At 62.9% G+C, this 15,171-nt stretch carries 11 protein-coding genes; 2 read left to right on the top strand and 9 right to left on the bottom strand.

All coding sequences use genetic code 11. The annotated features are described in order from the left end of the window. Positions 1–13: 13 nt before the first annotated feature. From urtD to urtA, 4 genes are all read right to left on the bottom strand, one after another. Positions 14–769, bottom strand: coding sequence for an urea ABC transporter ATP-binding protein UrtD (gene urtD, locus BLS26_RS28920; protein WP_092515908.1), 756 nt, complete (start codon positions 767–769; stop codon positions 14–16). An 11-nt stretch (positions 770–780) separates the two neighbouring features. Beyond that, positions 781–1,914, bottom strand: a complete 1,134-nt coding sequence (gene urtC, locus BLS26_RS28915) for an urea ABC transporter permease subunit UrtC (protein WP_092515907.1) — start codon at positions 1,912–1,914, stop codon at positions 781–783. Between the two features lie 20 nt (positions 1,915–1,934). Next, on the bottom strand, positions 1,935–2,861 hold the full coding sequence (gene urtB / locus BLS26_RS28910) for an urea ABC transporter permease subunit UrtB (RefSeq protein WP_092515906.1): 927 nt from the start codon (positions 2,859–2,861) through the stop codon (positions 1,935–1,937). Between the two features lie 135 nt (positions 2,862–2,996). Beyond that, positions 2,997–4,256: an urea ABC transporter substrate-binding protein gene (gene urtA / locus BLS26_RS28905; RefSeq protein WP_092515905.1), complete on the bottom strand. Its 1,260-nt coding sequence runs from the start codon at positions 4,254–4,256 to the stop codon at positions 2,997–2,999. 183 nt (positions 4,257–4,439) lie between these two features. On the opposite strand from urtA, the gene BLS26_RS28900 reads away from it, so the two are divergent. Both BLS26_RS28900 and BLS26_RS28895 read left to right on the top strand, forming a co-directional pair. Then, positions 4,440–7,808 (top strand): ATP-binding protein, encoded by a 3,369-nt coding sequence (locus BLS26_RS28900; RefSeq protein WP_092515904.1) that lies wholly within the window; start codon positions 4,440–4,442, stop codon positions 7,806–7,808. Continuing rightward, the gene (locus BLS26_RS28895; RefSeq protein ID WP_092515903.1) at positions 7,798–8,727 is read left to right on the top strand and encodes a response regulator; all 930 of its coding nucleotides are present in this window, start codon (positions 7,798–7,800) and stop codon (positions 8,725–8,727) included. Before BLS26_RS28900 ends, BLS26_RS28895 begins: the two co-directional genes overlap by 11 nt. Positions 8,728–8,827: 100 nt before the next feature. Here the strand turns inward: BLS26_RS28895 and BLS26_RS28890 are convergent, their stop codons facing one another. The 5 genes from BLS26_RS28890 to BLS26_RS28870 form a co-directional block, all read right to left on the bottom strand. Further along, positions 8,828–9,730, bottom strand: a complete 903-nt coding sequence (locus BLS26_RS28890) for an SMP-30/gluconolactonase/LRE family protein (protein ID WP_172804723.1) — start codon at positions 9,728–9,730, stop codon at positions 8,828–8,830. A gap of 171 nt (positions 9,731–9,901) precedes the next feature. Then, positions 9,902–12,604, bottom strand: a complete 2,703-nt coding sequence (locus BLS26_RS28885; protein WP_092515901.1) for a nitrate reductase — start codon at positions 12,602–12,604, stop codon at positions 9,902–9,904. 13 nt (positions 12,605–12,617) lie between these two features. Further along, complete coding sequence (locus BLS26_RS28880; protein ID WP_092515900.1) at positions 12,618–13,835, bottom strand: NAD(P)/FAD-dependent oxidoreductase; 1,218 nt, start codon at positions 13,833–13,835, stop codon at positions 12,618–12,620. An 18-nt stretch (positions 13,836–13,853) separates the two neighbouring features. Beyond that, positions 13,854–14,279 (bottom strand): globin family protein, encoded by a 426-nt coding sequence (locus BLS26_RS28875; RefSeq protein WP_092515899.1) that lies wholly within the window; start codon positions 14,277–14,279, stop codon positions 13,854–13,856. 88 nt (positions 14,280–14,367) lie between these two features. After that, on the bottom strand, positions 14,368–15,162 hold the full coding sequence (locus BLS26_RS28870) for an ABC transporter ATP-binding protein (RefSeq protein ID WP_092515898.1): 795 nt from the start codon (positions 15,160–15,162) through the stop codon (positions 14,368–14,370). Positions 15,163–15,171: the final 9 nt, after the last annotated feature.

Here is a 15,171-nt window from a genome sequence, read left to right as displayed (position 1 = left end):
GCTCCTGATTGGATTAATGCCCGAGATAGACTTCGATGACCTTGGGGTCGTTCTTGACCTTTTCCATCGTGCCTTCCGACAGGATCTGGCCCTGGTGCAGCACCGTGACCTTGTGGGCGATGTCCTCGACGAACTTCATGTCGTGCTCGATGACGAGCACCGAGCGGTCCTTGATGATGCGGTTGAGCAGTTCGGCGGTCTTGGCGCGCTCGCTGACGCTCATGCCGGCGACGGGCTCGTCGAGCATCAGGAGTTCAGGGTCCTGGATCAGCAGCATGCCGATCTCGAGCCACTGCTTCTGGCCGTGGCTGAGCAGCGCCGCGCTCATGTTGAGGCGGTCCTTCAGGAAGATCATCTCGGCGACTTCATGCACCCGGTCGCGCACGGTGGCGTCGCGGGTGAAGGTCAGCGCACCGAACACGGTGCGGCCGCGCGGAAACGAGATCTCGAGATTCTCGAACACGGTGAGATCGTCGTAGATCGACGGCGTCTGGAATTTTCGCCCCACGCCCGCCTTGACGATCTGGTTCTCCTTCAGGCTCGTCAGCTCCTTGCCGCGAAACTGGATCGAGCCCGAGGTCGCTTTGGTCTTGCCGCAGATCAGGTCGAGCACCGTGGTCTTGCCGGCGCCGTTCGGGCCGATGATGACGCGGATCTCGTTCTCTTCGACGTAAAAGGAGAGATCGTTGACCGCCTTGAAGCCGTCAAAGGACACGGTGAGCGCCTCGACCGCGAGCAGGAATTCCTTGGGCTGATGACCAATCAACATGACCTATCTCCTCATTCCGCCGGGGCGCCGTCGGCGACCAGGTCGTCGTCCGCTTTGGCGTTGCGTGATGCGAACAGCCGGTCGATCCGCGGCTGGACATGATCCTGCCAGATGCCGGCGAGACCATTGGGGAAGGCGAGCACGACGGCGATGAACAGGCCGCCGAGGCCAAACAGCCAGAGCTCGGGGAAGGATTCCGACAGGCTGGTCTTGGCGAAGTTGACCAGCAGGGTTCCGTAGATCGCACCGAGGATCGAGAGCCGGCCGCCGACCGCGGTATAGATCACCATCTCGATCGACGGTACGATGCCGACAAAGGACGGCGACATGAAGCCGACCTGCAGGGCGAACATGGCGCCGCCGATCGCGGCGAAGATCGCAGCGACGCAGAAGGCGAAGATCTTGAAGTTGGCGACGCTGTAGCCGGAGAAACGGACCCGGTCCTCCTGTTCGCGCATCGCCACCAGGATGCGGCCGAGCTTCGAGCGCCGGATGAAATAGGCGATGAAGATGCAGGCGAACAGGCAGCCGACTTCGAAGAAGTAGAGCACGACCTTGGCGTGGTCGGGACGGATGTCCCATCCCTTCAAGGTGCGCAGGTCGGTCATCCCGTTGATGCCGCCGGTGTAGCCCTGCTGGCCGACGATCAGGATGGTCAGGATCGCGGCCACCGCCTGCGTGATGATGGCGAAGTAGGTGCCGCCGACCCGGCGCTTGAACATTGCGGCACCGATGATCAGCGCGAAGATGCCCGGCACCAGGATCACGGCAAGAACGGTAAAGGTCAGGCTGTGGAACGGTTGCCAGAAGTACGGCAGCGAGGTGATCTGATTCCAGTCCATGAAATCGGGAATGCCGGGGGTCGACTGGATCTTGGTGTTCTCGACGCTCGATGCTTCCAGCTTGAGAAACATCGCCATGCAGTAGCCGCCGAGGCCGAAGAACACCCCCTGCCCCAGCGAGAGAATGCCGCCATAGCCCCAGCAGACCACCAGCCCCAGCGCCACGAAGGCGTAAGTCAGATACTTGGCGACCAGGTTGAGCCGGAACACGTCGAGGCAGAGCGGCAGGATCACCACCAGAAAGACGGCGAGCACCAGGATGCCGATCAGCTCCGAACGATTGAAGTAGCGGTTGTCGTTCATGGCTTCAGCCCCTTTTGTTGTTATTTGCGGACCTTGAGGGCGAACAGCCCCTGCGGCCGCAGCATCAGAATTCCGACAACCGCAAGCAGCGTCAGCACCTTCGCCATCGATCCCGACATGAAGAATTCGAGCGTCGACTGCGTCTGCGAGATCGAGAAGGCGGAGGCGATGGTGCCAAGAAGACTGGCTGCGCCGCCGAACACGACCACGAGGAAAGTGTCGACGATGTAGAGCTGGCCTGAGGTGGGTCCGGTCGAGCCGATCATGGTGAAGGCGCTGCCGGCTACTCCCGCGATGCCGCAGCCGAGCGCAAAGGTGTAACGGTCGACCTTCGCGGTGTTGATGCCGACCGCGCCGGCCATGATGCGGTTCTGCACGACGGCGCGGACCTGACGGCCCCAGCGCGACATATACATGATGTAGGCGACCGCGATGGTGATCAGCAGCGTCAGCGCCATCACGAAGACGCCGTTGATCGGCACCTCGATGCTGTCGGAGACGTGCAGCGAGCCCAGCATCCACTGCGGCAGTTCGACGCCAACTTCACGGGCGCCGAAGATCGAGCGATAGGCCTGTTGCAGCATCAGGCTGAGGCCCCAGGTGGCGAGCAGCGTATCGAGCGGGCGCTTGTAGAGATGGCGTATCAGCACCCACTCCACCAGCATGCCCAATGACCCGGAGGCTATGAACGCCAGTATCATCGCGAGGAAGAAGTAGCCTGAGAACAGGCTCGGCAAAAAGGTCTGGAAGAAGTTCGACGTCATCCAGGTGACGTAGGCGCCGAGGATCATGAACTCGCCATGCGCCATGTTGATGACGCCCATCTGGCCGAAGATGATCGCAAGACCGAGCGCCATCAGCACGTAAACGGAAAACAGGATCAGGCCTGCGAAGCCCTGCATGACGAAGATGGAGCCGAGATCGCCAATCGAATAATCGCCGAACATGATGTTCTCCGTCGGGGGATAAGGTCCCCGCATCGCGAGAAAGAACTCGCGACGCGGGGTCGTAAGCGTGGATTGACGGTCCACGCCAGGGAGCGGTTGCGCAGGGAGAGCTGCGGACGCTTACTGGTAGCTCTCTTACTGGTAGCCCTTGGGGAACGGATCGGGCTCGACCAGATCGGCGGTCTCGTAGATCAGTTCGAACTGGCCATCGAGCTTGGCGCGGCCGACGCGAGTCTTGGACCACAGGTGATGGTTTTCATGGATGCGCACGTAGCCTTCGGGCGCCCCCTTGAATTCGATCCCCGGCGAAGCGGCCGCGATCTTGTCGATGTCGAAGCTGCCGGCCTTCTCGACCGTTAATTTCCACAGCCACGGACCGAGATAGGCGGCCTGGGTGACGTCGCCGATCACGGTCTTCTCGCCCCACATCTCCTTGAAGGCCGGGACGAACTTCTTGTTGTTCGGATTGTCGAGCGACTGGAAATACTTCATGCAGGCATAGGCGCCCGCAATGTTCTCGCCGCCGATGCCGTCGATTTCGTCTTCGGTCACCGAGATCGTCAGCAGCGCCTGCTTCGACAGGTCGATGCCGGCCGCCTTGAGCTGCTTGTAGAAGGCGACGTTCGAACCGCCGACGACGTCGGTGAAGATCACGTCGGGCTTGGTCAGCTTGATCTTGTTGATCACCGAGTTGAACTGGGTGTTGCCGAGCGGATAATATTCTTCGCCGACGACCTTGCCCTTCAGCACGTTCTCGACGTGCTTGCGCGCGATCTTGTTCGAGGTGCGCGGCCAGATGTAGTCCGAGCCGACGAAGAAGAACGATTTCGCGCCCTTCTCCTTGGCGATCCAGTTCAGGCCCGCGAGAATCTGCTGGGTGGCTTCCTGGCCGGTGTAGATGACGTTCTTGGACTGCTCGAGACCTTCATAGAAGGTCGGGTAGTAGAGCATGCCGTTGTACTGCTCCATGACCGGCAGCACCGCCTTGCGGGAGGCCGAGGTCCAGCAGCCCATGATCGCCGCGACCTTGTCGTTGACGAGAAGCTTCTTGGCCTTTTCGGCGAACGTCGGCCAGTCGCTGGCGCCGTCTTCCTGGATGATCTTGATCTTGCGGCCGAGGATGCCGCCGGCGGCGTTGATCTGCGCGATCGCGAGCTTCTCGGCCTCGATCGAGCCGGTTTCCGAGATCGCCATCGTGCCGGTGGCCGAATGCAGGATGCCGACGGTGACTTCAGTATCGGTAACCGCGAGTCCCGTCGTGTTGACCGCGGAGGTTGCCGGCGCCTGGGCAAAAGATGACCGCGGCAGCACGGTCAGGGCGGGTATCGCCGCCATTCCCATCAGCAGCTTTCGGCGAAATGCCGACTGCAGCCCCTGTTTATTCTCGTCTGACATATCAACCCCTGTTGTTCGAGGACGCGTTATTGGCGGGGTCAGGATTGCTGAATTTGTGCAGTGCACAGATACGTGAGATCGCGTATATTGCACCGCAAAATAGCGACGTAGGTTTTGGTACGGGGTTTGCTGACGACTCCCTAAGCCCGTGGGGGTTCGGTCGTTTGCGGTCAGGAGTACGAAGTGGCAGGGCGGCAGCGGATAGACCGCGTCAGGCGCCAATATAATCAATGGGTTGCCAACCAGACGCTGGAAGACTACGCGCTGCGCTTCACCGCCAAGAGCGCGCGGCGATGGTCGGCCGCCCGCGTCGCCAACACCGCGCTGGGCGCGATCTCTTTTCTGGCGCTGGAAGCCATCGGCGGAACCATCACGCTTAACTATGGCGCGACAAACGCCACCGCTGCCATTCTGGTGGTCAGTGTCATCATCTTCTGCTGCGGACTGCCGATTGCCTACCATGCCGCCAAATGCGGCATCGATATCGACCTGCTGACCCGCGGCGCCGGCTTCGGCTACATCGGCTCGACGATTACATCGCTGATCTACGCGTCCTTTACCTTCATCTTCTTTGCGATCGAGGCGGTCATTCTCGCGACCGCATTGGAGATGTGCTTCGGCATTCCGCGTCCGATCGGCTATCTCATCAGCGCAGTGGTCATTATTCCGCTGGTGACCTACGGCATCACGCTGATCAGCCGCTTCCAGCTGTGGACGCAGCCGGTCTGGATCATTCTCAACCTCCTGCCCTTCGCGGCGATTGCCTGGGCCAATCCGCATTCCTTTGCCGAATGGCGGAGCTTTTCCGGAGAACACGGCAACCCGACCGGTCAGCTTGACCTGATGCTGTTCGGCAGCGCTGCATCTGTGGTGTTTGCGCTGGTGGCGCAGATCGGCGAGCAGGTCGACTTCCTGCGCTTCCTGCCGCGCGACCGGCGAACCTCGCGCCGATCCTGGTGGATCGCCATGCTCTCCGCCGGACCGGGTTGGATCGGCGCCGGTGCCCTCAAGCTGATGGCAGGATCGTTCCTCGCCTTCTTCGCGCTGAGCCACGGCATCTCCGAAGAGCACGCCGCCGAGCCCGCGCATATGTATCTCGAAGCGTTTCGCTACGTACTGTCGCAGCCGGATCTGGCGCTCGCCTTGACGGGCACTTTCGTGATCCTTTCGCAGGTCAAGATCAACGTCACCAACGCCTATGCTGGTTCGATCGCGTGGTCGAATTTCTTCTCGCGCCTGACCCACAGCCATCCCGGCCGCGTGGTGTGGCTGGTCTTCAACGTCGTGGTGGCGCTGCTGTTGATGGAAATCGGCGTCTACAAGGCGCTGGAACAGACACTGGCGCTCTACTCCAACGTCGCGATCGCCTGGGTTGGCGCGCTGGTCGCCGACCTCGTCGTCAACAAACCGCTACGGCTTCGCCCGCAGCATATCGAGTTCAAGCGCGCCCATCTCTACGACATCAACCCGGTCGGCGTCGGCGCGATGCTGATCGCGACCATCGTCTCTATCAGCGCGTTTTACGGCCTGTTCGGGCCGACGGCGAAAGCGCTGTCCGCCTTCGTCGCACTCGCGGTCGCCTTTGTCACCGCACCGCTGATCGCATGGGCCACCGACGGCAAATATTACATCGCGCGCAAGCCCAAGCGCAGCTGGCAAAATCTCGAATCGATCCAGTGCTGTATCTGCGAACACTCGTTCGAGCCCGAGGATATGGCCTCCTGCCCCGCTTATGGCGGCCCGATCTGTTCGCTGTGCTGCTCGCTCGACGCACGCTGCCACGACCTCTGCAAGCCGCACGCGCGGATCGGCGCGCAGGTTTCCGAAGTGGTGGGCAAACTGGTGCCGAAACCGATCTACGCCCGCGTCAATTCCCAGTTCGGGCATTATCTCGGCGTCTTCGTCGTGTCGGCGGGATTGGTCGGGCTGACGCTCGCGCTGATCTATCTGCAAACCTCGGCGACCGTACATGCCGACGGCCTGCTTGCGGACGTGCTCTGGAAGGTGTTCTTCGCGCTCACCATCATCATCGGCGTCGTGGCATGGCTGTTCGTGCTGGCGCAACAGAGCCGGCGTGCCGCCGAAGAAGAGACGCGACGGCAGACCGCGCTACTGATCAACGAAATCGACGCCCACAAGCGCACCGACGCCGAACTGCAGCGCGCCAAGGAAGTCGCGGAGTCGGCGAATCTTGCCAAGAGCCGCTACGTCGTCGGCCTCAGCCACGAACTGCGCTCGCCGCTGAACGCCATCTCCGGCTATGCGCAATTGCTGGAACAGGACGCCAGCCTGAACACCAAACCGCGCGACCAGGTGCGCGTGGTCCGCCGCAGCGCCGACCATCTGTCGGGACTGATCGACGGCATCCTCGATATCTCCAAGATCGAGGCCGGCCGGCTCTATCTGTCGCGCGACGAGGTGCGCTTGAGCGAATTTCTCGACCAACTGGTCGGCATGTTCCGGGTGCAAGCCGCCGCCAAGGGCATCGACTTCGTGTTCAAGCGGCCTTCGGTGCTGCCGGTCGTCGTCTACGCCGACGAGAAGCGGCTGCGGCAGGTGCTGATCAATCTGCTGTCGAATGCGCTAAAATTCACGCAGGCCGGCAGCGTGCACTTCGTGGTGCATTACCGCAGCCCGGTCGCCGAATTCGAAATCATCGATACCGGCCCCGGCATCCAGGCCAGTGATCTCGAACGCATCTTCGCACCGTTCGAGCGCGGCGCGCTCGGCATCTCGCAGCCGCAGACCGGTACAGGCCTCGGCCTCACCATCAGCCGGCTGCTCGCCGGCGTGATGGGCGGCGACATCAAGGTCTCGAGCACGGTCGGCGCCGGCAGCACCTTCAAGGTCAAGATGCTGCTGTCCGAAGTGACCAACCCGACCCGGATCGCGCCGGTCGAAGCCCCGATCTACGGCTATCTCGGCCCGCGCAAGACCATCATGATTACCGACGACGATCCGACCCAGCGCGACCTGTTGCGCGAGGTGTTGACGCCGCTCGGCTTCATCCTGCTCAGCGCGCCCGACGGCGCCGCGTGCCTGGCGCTGGCGCAGCACTGCCGACCCGATTTGTTCCTGCTCGACATCTCCATGGCCGGCATGGACGGCTGGACGGTGGCGGAAACGCTGCGCACCAACGGCCATCATCAGGCGCGCATCCTGATGGTATCGGCGAGTGCACTGGAAGCGCACGGTGCGCCGCTGGCGCAGCCGTTCCATGACGGCTATATGATGAAGCCGATCGACATTCCCCGGCTATTGGAATCCATCCGCCAGTTGCTCAAGCTGCAATGGCAATACGAGGCCGATCAAATCCCCGTCCCGCACTGGAAACCCGAAACCGGCTCGCGGCCGCCGGTGAAGCATGTCGAGGAACTCATTGGTCTCGGACAACTCGGTTATATCAGAGCCATCCAGGTCAAACTCGACGAGATCGGCAGCGATTACCCCGAACATGCCGACTTCGTCTCGCAAATGCGCTCCCTGGTCGACCGCTTCGACCTCGACCAGTACATGGCCACATTGAAAACCCTGCACAGCTATGATCACTGATCCCAAAAAGCGCGACGTCGCCCTCGTCGTCGACGATTCGCCGGAAACCCTGCGACTACTGACCGACGCGCTCGACGGCGCCGGCATGACCGTCATGGTCGCGCTCGACGGCGCCTCCGCGATGCGGATCGTCGACCAGATCACGCCCGACATCGTGCTGATGGATGCGGTGATGCCCGGCATGGACGGTTTTGAGACCTGCCGGCGGCTGAAGCGCGACGCCGGCCTCGACAACGTGCCGATCATCTTCATGACGGGCCTCGCCGAAACCGAACACATCGTGCGCGGCCTGGAGGCCGGCGGCGTCGACTATGTCACCAAGCCGATTGCGATTGAGGAAATGCTGGCGCGCATTCGCGTCCACCTTGCGAACGCGCGGCTGACACAAAGCGCTCACGCCGCGCTCGACGTCTCCGGGCGCTATCTGCTGGCGGTGAACGACGCCGGCAAGATCATGTGGGCGACGCCGCAGGCGCAAAAACTGCTGGCTGACACGCTGGCGGCCGACGCGGACGACGACTTCGTGCTGCCCGATCCGATGCCGCAGTGGCTCGATCAGGCCCAGAAAGGCAAGGCCGGCTCCAAGGCCGCCGTGATGGCGGCGTTCCCCGGCAACGAACAGCTTCGGCTGCAATATATGGGCAAGCTCGGCCCGAACGAATTCCTGCTGCGGCTCGCCAAGGATTCCGGCGCCGAAACGCCGGCCGAATTCTCCAGCGAACTCGGCCTGACGACGCGCGAGGGCGAAGTGCTGCAGTGGCTCTCAAAGGGCAAGACCAACCGCGACATCGCGCAGATCCTGGGCTTGAGCCCGCGCACCGTCGACAAGCATCTCGAGCAGATCTACTCCAAGCTCGGCGTGGAGAACCGCACCGCCGCAGCGGCGATCGCGGTCAATGCGAAGAACAGGAAGATGTGAGGCGGCACACGCCGTCATTGCGAGGAGCGAAGCGACGAAGCAATCCATTCTTCCTTCGTGCGGCAAGATGGATTGCTTCGCTTCGCTCGCAATGACGGTCTTAACTACCGAGCCCGCCGATGTCAGCCACCAGCACCGTGCCCGTCACCGACTCCGTGATGTAAAGCCGATCCGCGTTCTTTCCACCAATCGCGACATTGGTGCAGCTCTGCCCCGCGCACGACTTGATGCGCGCGATCAGCTCGCCATTGGGTGCGAACACGAAGACATGTCCCAACGAGGCATGGGCGACGAACAGGCGGCCGGCTTTGTCCATCGTCATGCCGTCGGGGCCGCTCGGGCCGAAGGTCGAGCAGAAGCGTCCGACCTTGGAGACGCTGCCGTCCTTCATGAACGGCATCCGCCACACCGCGTTGTCGCGAGTCATCGCCACGAACAGCACCGCCTCGTGGGGATCGAGCACCAGGCCGTTGGGGCTGATGCCGGTATCGATCAGGCAATCGAGACGGCCGTCGGTCTTGAGCCGGTAGACGCGGCCGGTCGGATCGTGCAGGCCGGTCTGGCCCTGATCGGTGAAGTAGATGTCGCCATTGGAAGCGATATGAAGGTCGTTGCAACCCCTGAAGGATTCCGAGTTGCGCGACCTCAGCACGTTGTGCATCCGCCCAGCGCGCGGATCGAGCTCCATGATGCCGTTGCGGTAGTCGGCGACCAGGATGCGGCCGTCACGGCTGATCTTCAGTCCGTTCGGCCAGCCATCATATTCGACCACAAGCGACCATTTCTTGTCGGGCGAAATTCGAAAAATGCGTCCGAAGGGAATGTCGACGATGTAGAGATTGCCGTCGGCATCGAATGACGGGCCTTCGATGAAACAATCGGTGGTGGCGCCGGGCCGGTTGGCGTCGGCCCATTCGGTGCGCACCGGACGGCGGAATTCGGCGGGCATCGCCGAGAAGACTTCGGTCGGGATCAGTTTCGGCGGCGTTTCCAGATACATCATTTTCTTGGTTCACCCGTGTTGGAACGGGCGCACCATAGAGGACGTTGTAGGGGGCGTCGATTACTTGCCTCCTTCGTCATTGCGAGGAGTGAAGCGACGAAGCAATCCAGTCTTTCTTCGTACGGCAAGACTGGATTGCTTCGCTTCGCTCGCAATGACGGCTGAGAGAGCTTAATTCGCGACGGCCAGTTTCTGCGGTACCGCAGCCGACCCCGTCTGCGCGATCAGCCGTTTCAACTCCGGAATGCAGGAACCGCAATTGGTGCCGGCCTTGAGCTTGGCGCCGATGTCGGCGGCGCTGCGCGCCCCGCCAGCGATGGTGTCGCAGATGGTGTTGCGGCCGACGCCGAAGCAGGCGCAGACGATCGGGCCGGCATCGGCAAGGCCGTCGGCCGACTTGCCCGAGAGCAGCATGCGGCGCTGCTCGTTCGTAAGCGCATCCGCCGCGAACAGGCCCTTGACGACGTTCCAGTCACCGGCATCGCCCGCCGGCCCGATGAACAGGCAGGTCTCGATGCGGTCGCCGGCAAACGACGCAGCACGATAGACGCCGCCGCCGAAATCCTTGTACTCGGCGAGTTCTTCTGATGTGAACGACTTCAGCCAGGATTGCCAGCCGCTCAAGTCGGCATTGTCGGCGAGCAGATAGCCATAACCACCATTGACCGCGACCCGCGCCGCCCATGCATGCGCGGGCAGCGTGAGCGGCTTGCGCGACAACGCAAAGCCGCGGAACACATATTCGTAAGGTGTAATCGACGCCGGCGTCGCCTTGTTCTCGGGCTGGCCAGAGAACGCATCGGTAAAGGGCGCGACCAGAGAACCGACGCGCGCGCCGGTCGCATTGGCCTCGCTCCAGTGGATCGGCGCGAACAGCATGCCGCGCTGCTGCCGCTCGCTGACGACAACACGAAGCGTGCATTGTCCGTAATCGGTCGTCACCCGCGCGAAACTGCCATCGGCAACGCCGTGCCGCGCGGCGTCATCAGGGTGAACCTCGACGAACGGCTCCGGCAGATGCTGGCCGAGCCGCGGGCTTTCGCCGGAACGGGTCATGGTGTGCCACTGGTCGCGGATGCGGCCGGTGTTGAGCCGCAGCGGCCTTGCTGCCGTGGTCTCGGTCCGCAACGCGGGGATTTCCGGCGCAATGAAACGGGCCTTGCGATCGTTGGTGAAGAAGCCGCCCTCGGCAAAGAAGCGCGCCTGCGGCTGCGCATTTTGCCGGATCGGCCATTGCACGGGCGCCATCGCATCGAACGCCTCATCCGACAGCGCCTTCAGCCCGCCGATATCGAAATCACGCTCGCCCTCGTTCTCGAAGGCGGAGAGTGCTGCGTGCTCGCGGAAAATATCCGCAGCCGACTCGAAGTTGAACGCCGCGCCGAAGCCGAGGCGTTTGGCGACCTCGCCAAGGATCCACCAGTCGGGTTTGGCCTCGCCCGCCGCGTCGATGAAGGCGCGCTGACGGGAGATGCGACGTTCCGAATTGGTCACGGTGCCGGATTTCTCGCCCCAGGCTTCTGCCGGTAGCAGCACATGCGGCCCGGCATCGACCGTGTCATTGGAGACTACGTTCTCGGACACGACGAACAGTTCGAGTTTCTTCAGCGCCTCGCGGACGACGTCGGCATTGGGTAGCGACACCGCCGGGTTGGTACCCATCACCCACAGCGCCTTGATCTCGCCGCGCGCGATCGCCTCGAACATCTGAACGGCCTTCAGCCCTTCATGGGTGGCGATGCGCGGCGCCTTCCAGAACCGGCGCACGCGATCGATGTCGGGCGGCGTGAACGCCATATGCGCAGCGAGCTGGTTGGCGAGCCCGCCGACCTCGCGGCCTCCCATCGCGTTGGGCTGGCCGGTCAGCGAGAACGGCGATGCACCGACCTTGCCGATCCGCCCCGTCGCGAGATGGCAATTGACGATGGCGTTGACCTTGTCGGTGCCCTGCGCCGACTGGTTGACGCCTTGCGAATACAGGGTGACCACGCGCGGGGTGTTGGCGAACATCTGGAAGAATGCGGCGACATCGACCTCAGACAGCCCCGTTGCCAACGCGGTGGCACCAATGCTGCCGGCCATGCTGCGCGCGCGGGCCAGCGCATCGTCGAAACCGGACGTGTAAGCCGCGATGTAATCGTCATTGAGCTTGCCTTGATCGGCGAGATACACCAGCAAGCCGCTGAACAACGCGGTATCGGTGCCCGGCTTCAGGCCGAGAAACAGATCGTCGTCGGCCGCTGTGTCGGTCCGGCGCGGATCGATCACGACGATGCGGGCGCCACGCTGCTGCTTGTTCGCAAGCATGCGCTGGTACAGCACCGGATGGCACCAGGCCGCATTGGAGCCGACCAAAACCAGCAAGTCGGCCTGTTCGAGATCCTCATAGCAGCCGGGCACGGTGTCGGCGCCGAACGCGCGGCGGTGACCGGCAACCGACGAGGCCATGCAGAGCCGCGAATTGGTATCGACATTGGCGCTGCCGAGAAAGCCCTTCATCAGCTTGTTGGCGACGTAATAATCCTCGGTCAGCAACTGGCCGGAGAGATAGAACGCGACCGCGCCCGGACCGTCGCGCGCGATGATGTGCTGAAACCGATGCGCGACATGGTCGAGCGCGTCGCTCCAGGCCACGCGCTCCATGTTTCCCTTGTCGCAGCGGATCATCGGGTAAAGCAGTCGGTTGGTCAGGCCGAGCGTCTCGCCGAGCGCCGAGCCCTTCGAGCACAGCCGGCCGAAATTGGCGGGATGATCAGGATCGCCCGCTATCGCCGCCCCGCCCCTGCCGTCCGGCGTCGCCAGGATGCCGCAACCGACGCCGCAATAGGCGCAGGTGGTGCGGGTGGCGCGTAAGGTCGGATCGACGACGCTCATGGGGTTGATCCGGTCATGCTGCCTCTGAACGAAGGGCGAGCGAGCGGCCGAACATCATGTCGGAGCGAATTCGCTGCGTCGGCTGCCGGGTACGGATCAATTCGAGATACCAGAGCGCATCCCCGACATCGCCGATCAGGACCGCACCGGTCAATTTTCCGTCCGTGACGACCAGCTTCTTGTAGGTGCCGTGGTTGATGTCCGACAGCACCAGCGCTTCGCTGCCCTCGCCGCCCATGAAGTCTCCCGCGGAGAACACGCTGACGCCGGAGACCTTCAGATTGGTCGCGACGACGCTGCCGTTATACGCCGCCTCGCGACCGGCGAGATGCTGCGCCAGCACCCGCCCCTGCTCGTAGGCCGGCTCGACCAGCCCGTAGCAGATGCCGCGATGTTCGGCGCATTCGCCGATCGCAAAGATATCCGACGCACCGGTTTGCAGATGATCGTCGACGACGACGCCGCGATTGACGGAGATGCCGGCTTCCTTGGCCAGCGCCGTGTTGGGCCGGATGCCGGCGGCAAAGATCACCGCGTCGGCGTCGATCCGGCGGCCATCCACCAGTTCGACGCCCTCGACCCGGGTCTCGCCGTGGATCCGCGCGGTGTTGGCGTTGAGCAGGATCTCGATGCCTTTGCGTTCGACCAGCGATTTCAACAGCGCCGCCGCTGGTGCGTCGAGCTGACGTTCCATCAAGCGGTCCATCAGATGGATCAGCGTCACCGGGCTGCCGGCCTTGGCCAGCCCATAGGCCGCTTCGAGACCGAGCAATCCGCCGCCGACCACCACGACGCGCTTCCGTTGCGCCGCCAGAGTCAGCAAGAGGTCGACGTCGCGGCTGTCGCGAAAGGTATGCACGCCGGCGAGATCGGCGCCGGGCACATTCAGCCGCAGCGCGGAAGAGCCCGTGGTCAAAACCAATTTGGAAAACGGAACACTCTCGTCGCCGGCGATCTTGAGCTCGCGGCGGCCGACGTCGATCTCGGTGGCGCGGCAACCGTATTTCAGCGTGACGCCACGCGCGCTCCACCATGACGCCGGCCGCAGTTCGATATCCTGCGTCGTGGTTTCGCCGGCAAGCACCGAGGACAGCAATACGCGGTTGTAGGCCAGCCGCGGCTCGTCGCCGATCACGGCAATGGCGTAGCGACCGAGCGCCACCTTCGCCAGTTCATCGACCAGACGGGCGGCGGCCATGCCATTGCCGACAATTACAAGCGGTTCGCTCACGAACGTATCCTCGTATTCCTACTCGGCGGCTTGAGCGCGGCCGTAGGCTTCCTCGATCATGTAACCGGACAGCGTGCCATAAGCCGCAGTCCAGGCCTCGGCGACATCAGGAGTCCAGGCGTCGCCCAATCCCTTTTCCAGCGTCCACAGCAGCGCGCCGCCGACGACCGGATAATGCTCGGCCTTCGCGCCATAGTTGACGTGACGCTTGGCGAGCGCGCTCGCGGCCGGCAAAATGGCTTCGAGATTGCTCAGGCCACCCACGACGAGGGCGAGTGTCGCCATCAACTTCTTGCGTTGCTCGGTCATGTCGTCGGGAAACATCGCGCGCACCGATGGCGCGACCTCGAACAGGCGGCCGTAGAACAACACCGCAGCCTGTTCCGAGATCGGCGCGACCTTGGCGAAGCTGTCCTGAACCAGTTTGATCTGCGTCGGATTCATCTCAATTCTCCCTAGGTTTCAAAGGTGAACCGGTTGGTCGTGAACTCCGCGAAATTGGTTCAAGCTGCAACGCCTGGGAAGAAGCCGCCTACGCCGCCTCGACGAAGCGATGCCGCTCGTAAAGGAATTCAAGCACGCGCTGGCGGCACTTGAGGTAACCGGGATTGGTCGCGAGCTCGAGCCGCTTGCGCGGACGGGCCAGCGGCACTTCCAGCACTTCGCCGATCCGTGCACTCGGGCCGTTGGTCATCATGACAATACGGTCCGACAGCAGCACAGCCTCGTCGACGTCGTGGGTGATCATCAAAATGGTGTTGCCGAGCTTCTGGTGCAGCGCCATCACCGAATCCTGCAGATGCGCGCGGGTCAAGGCGTCGAGCGCGCCAAAGGGCTCGTCGAGCAGCAGCACCTTCGGCTCCATCGCCAGTGCGCGGGCGATGCCGACGCGCTGCTTCATGCCGCCGGAAATTTCCGACGGTCGCTTGTCCTTGGCGTGGGCCATCTGCACCAGGTTGAGATTGTGCATCACCCAGGCGTCGCGTTCGGCTTTGGTCTTTGTCTTGGCGAACACCTTGTCGACGCCGAGCCTGACATTTTCGTAGACCGTCAGCCACGGCAGCAGGCTGTGGTTCTGGAACACCACCGCGCGATCCGGCCCCGGCGCGTTGACCTCGCGGTTCTCCAGCAGCACGCAGCCGTTGGTGGTGGTGGTGAGGCCGGCGACGATGTTGAGCATCGTCGACTTGCCGCAGCCGGAATGGCCGATGATCGAGACGTATTCGCCCTTGTCGATCGTCAGGTTGATTTCCTTCAGCACCTCGGTGGTGGCGGTGCCGCGGGTGAAGGATTTGTCGATGTGGTCGAGCTTCAGATAGGCCTGCATGACATGTTC

Origin of the sequence: Afipia sp. GAS231 (assembly GCF_900103365.1) — a bacterium.
In the GTDB taxonomy this organism is placed as follows: Bacteria; Pseudomonadota; Alphaproteobacteria; order Rhizobiales; family Xanthobacteraceae; genus Bradyrhizobium.
The sequence above is the reverse complement of the archived record's forward strand: the minus strand, read 5'-3'. Positions and strand labels throughout refer to the sequence as shown.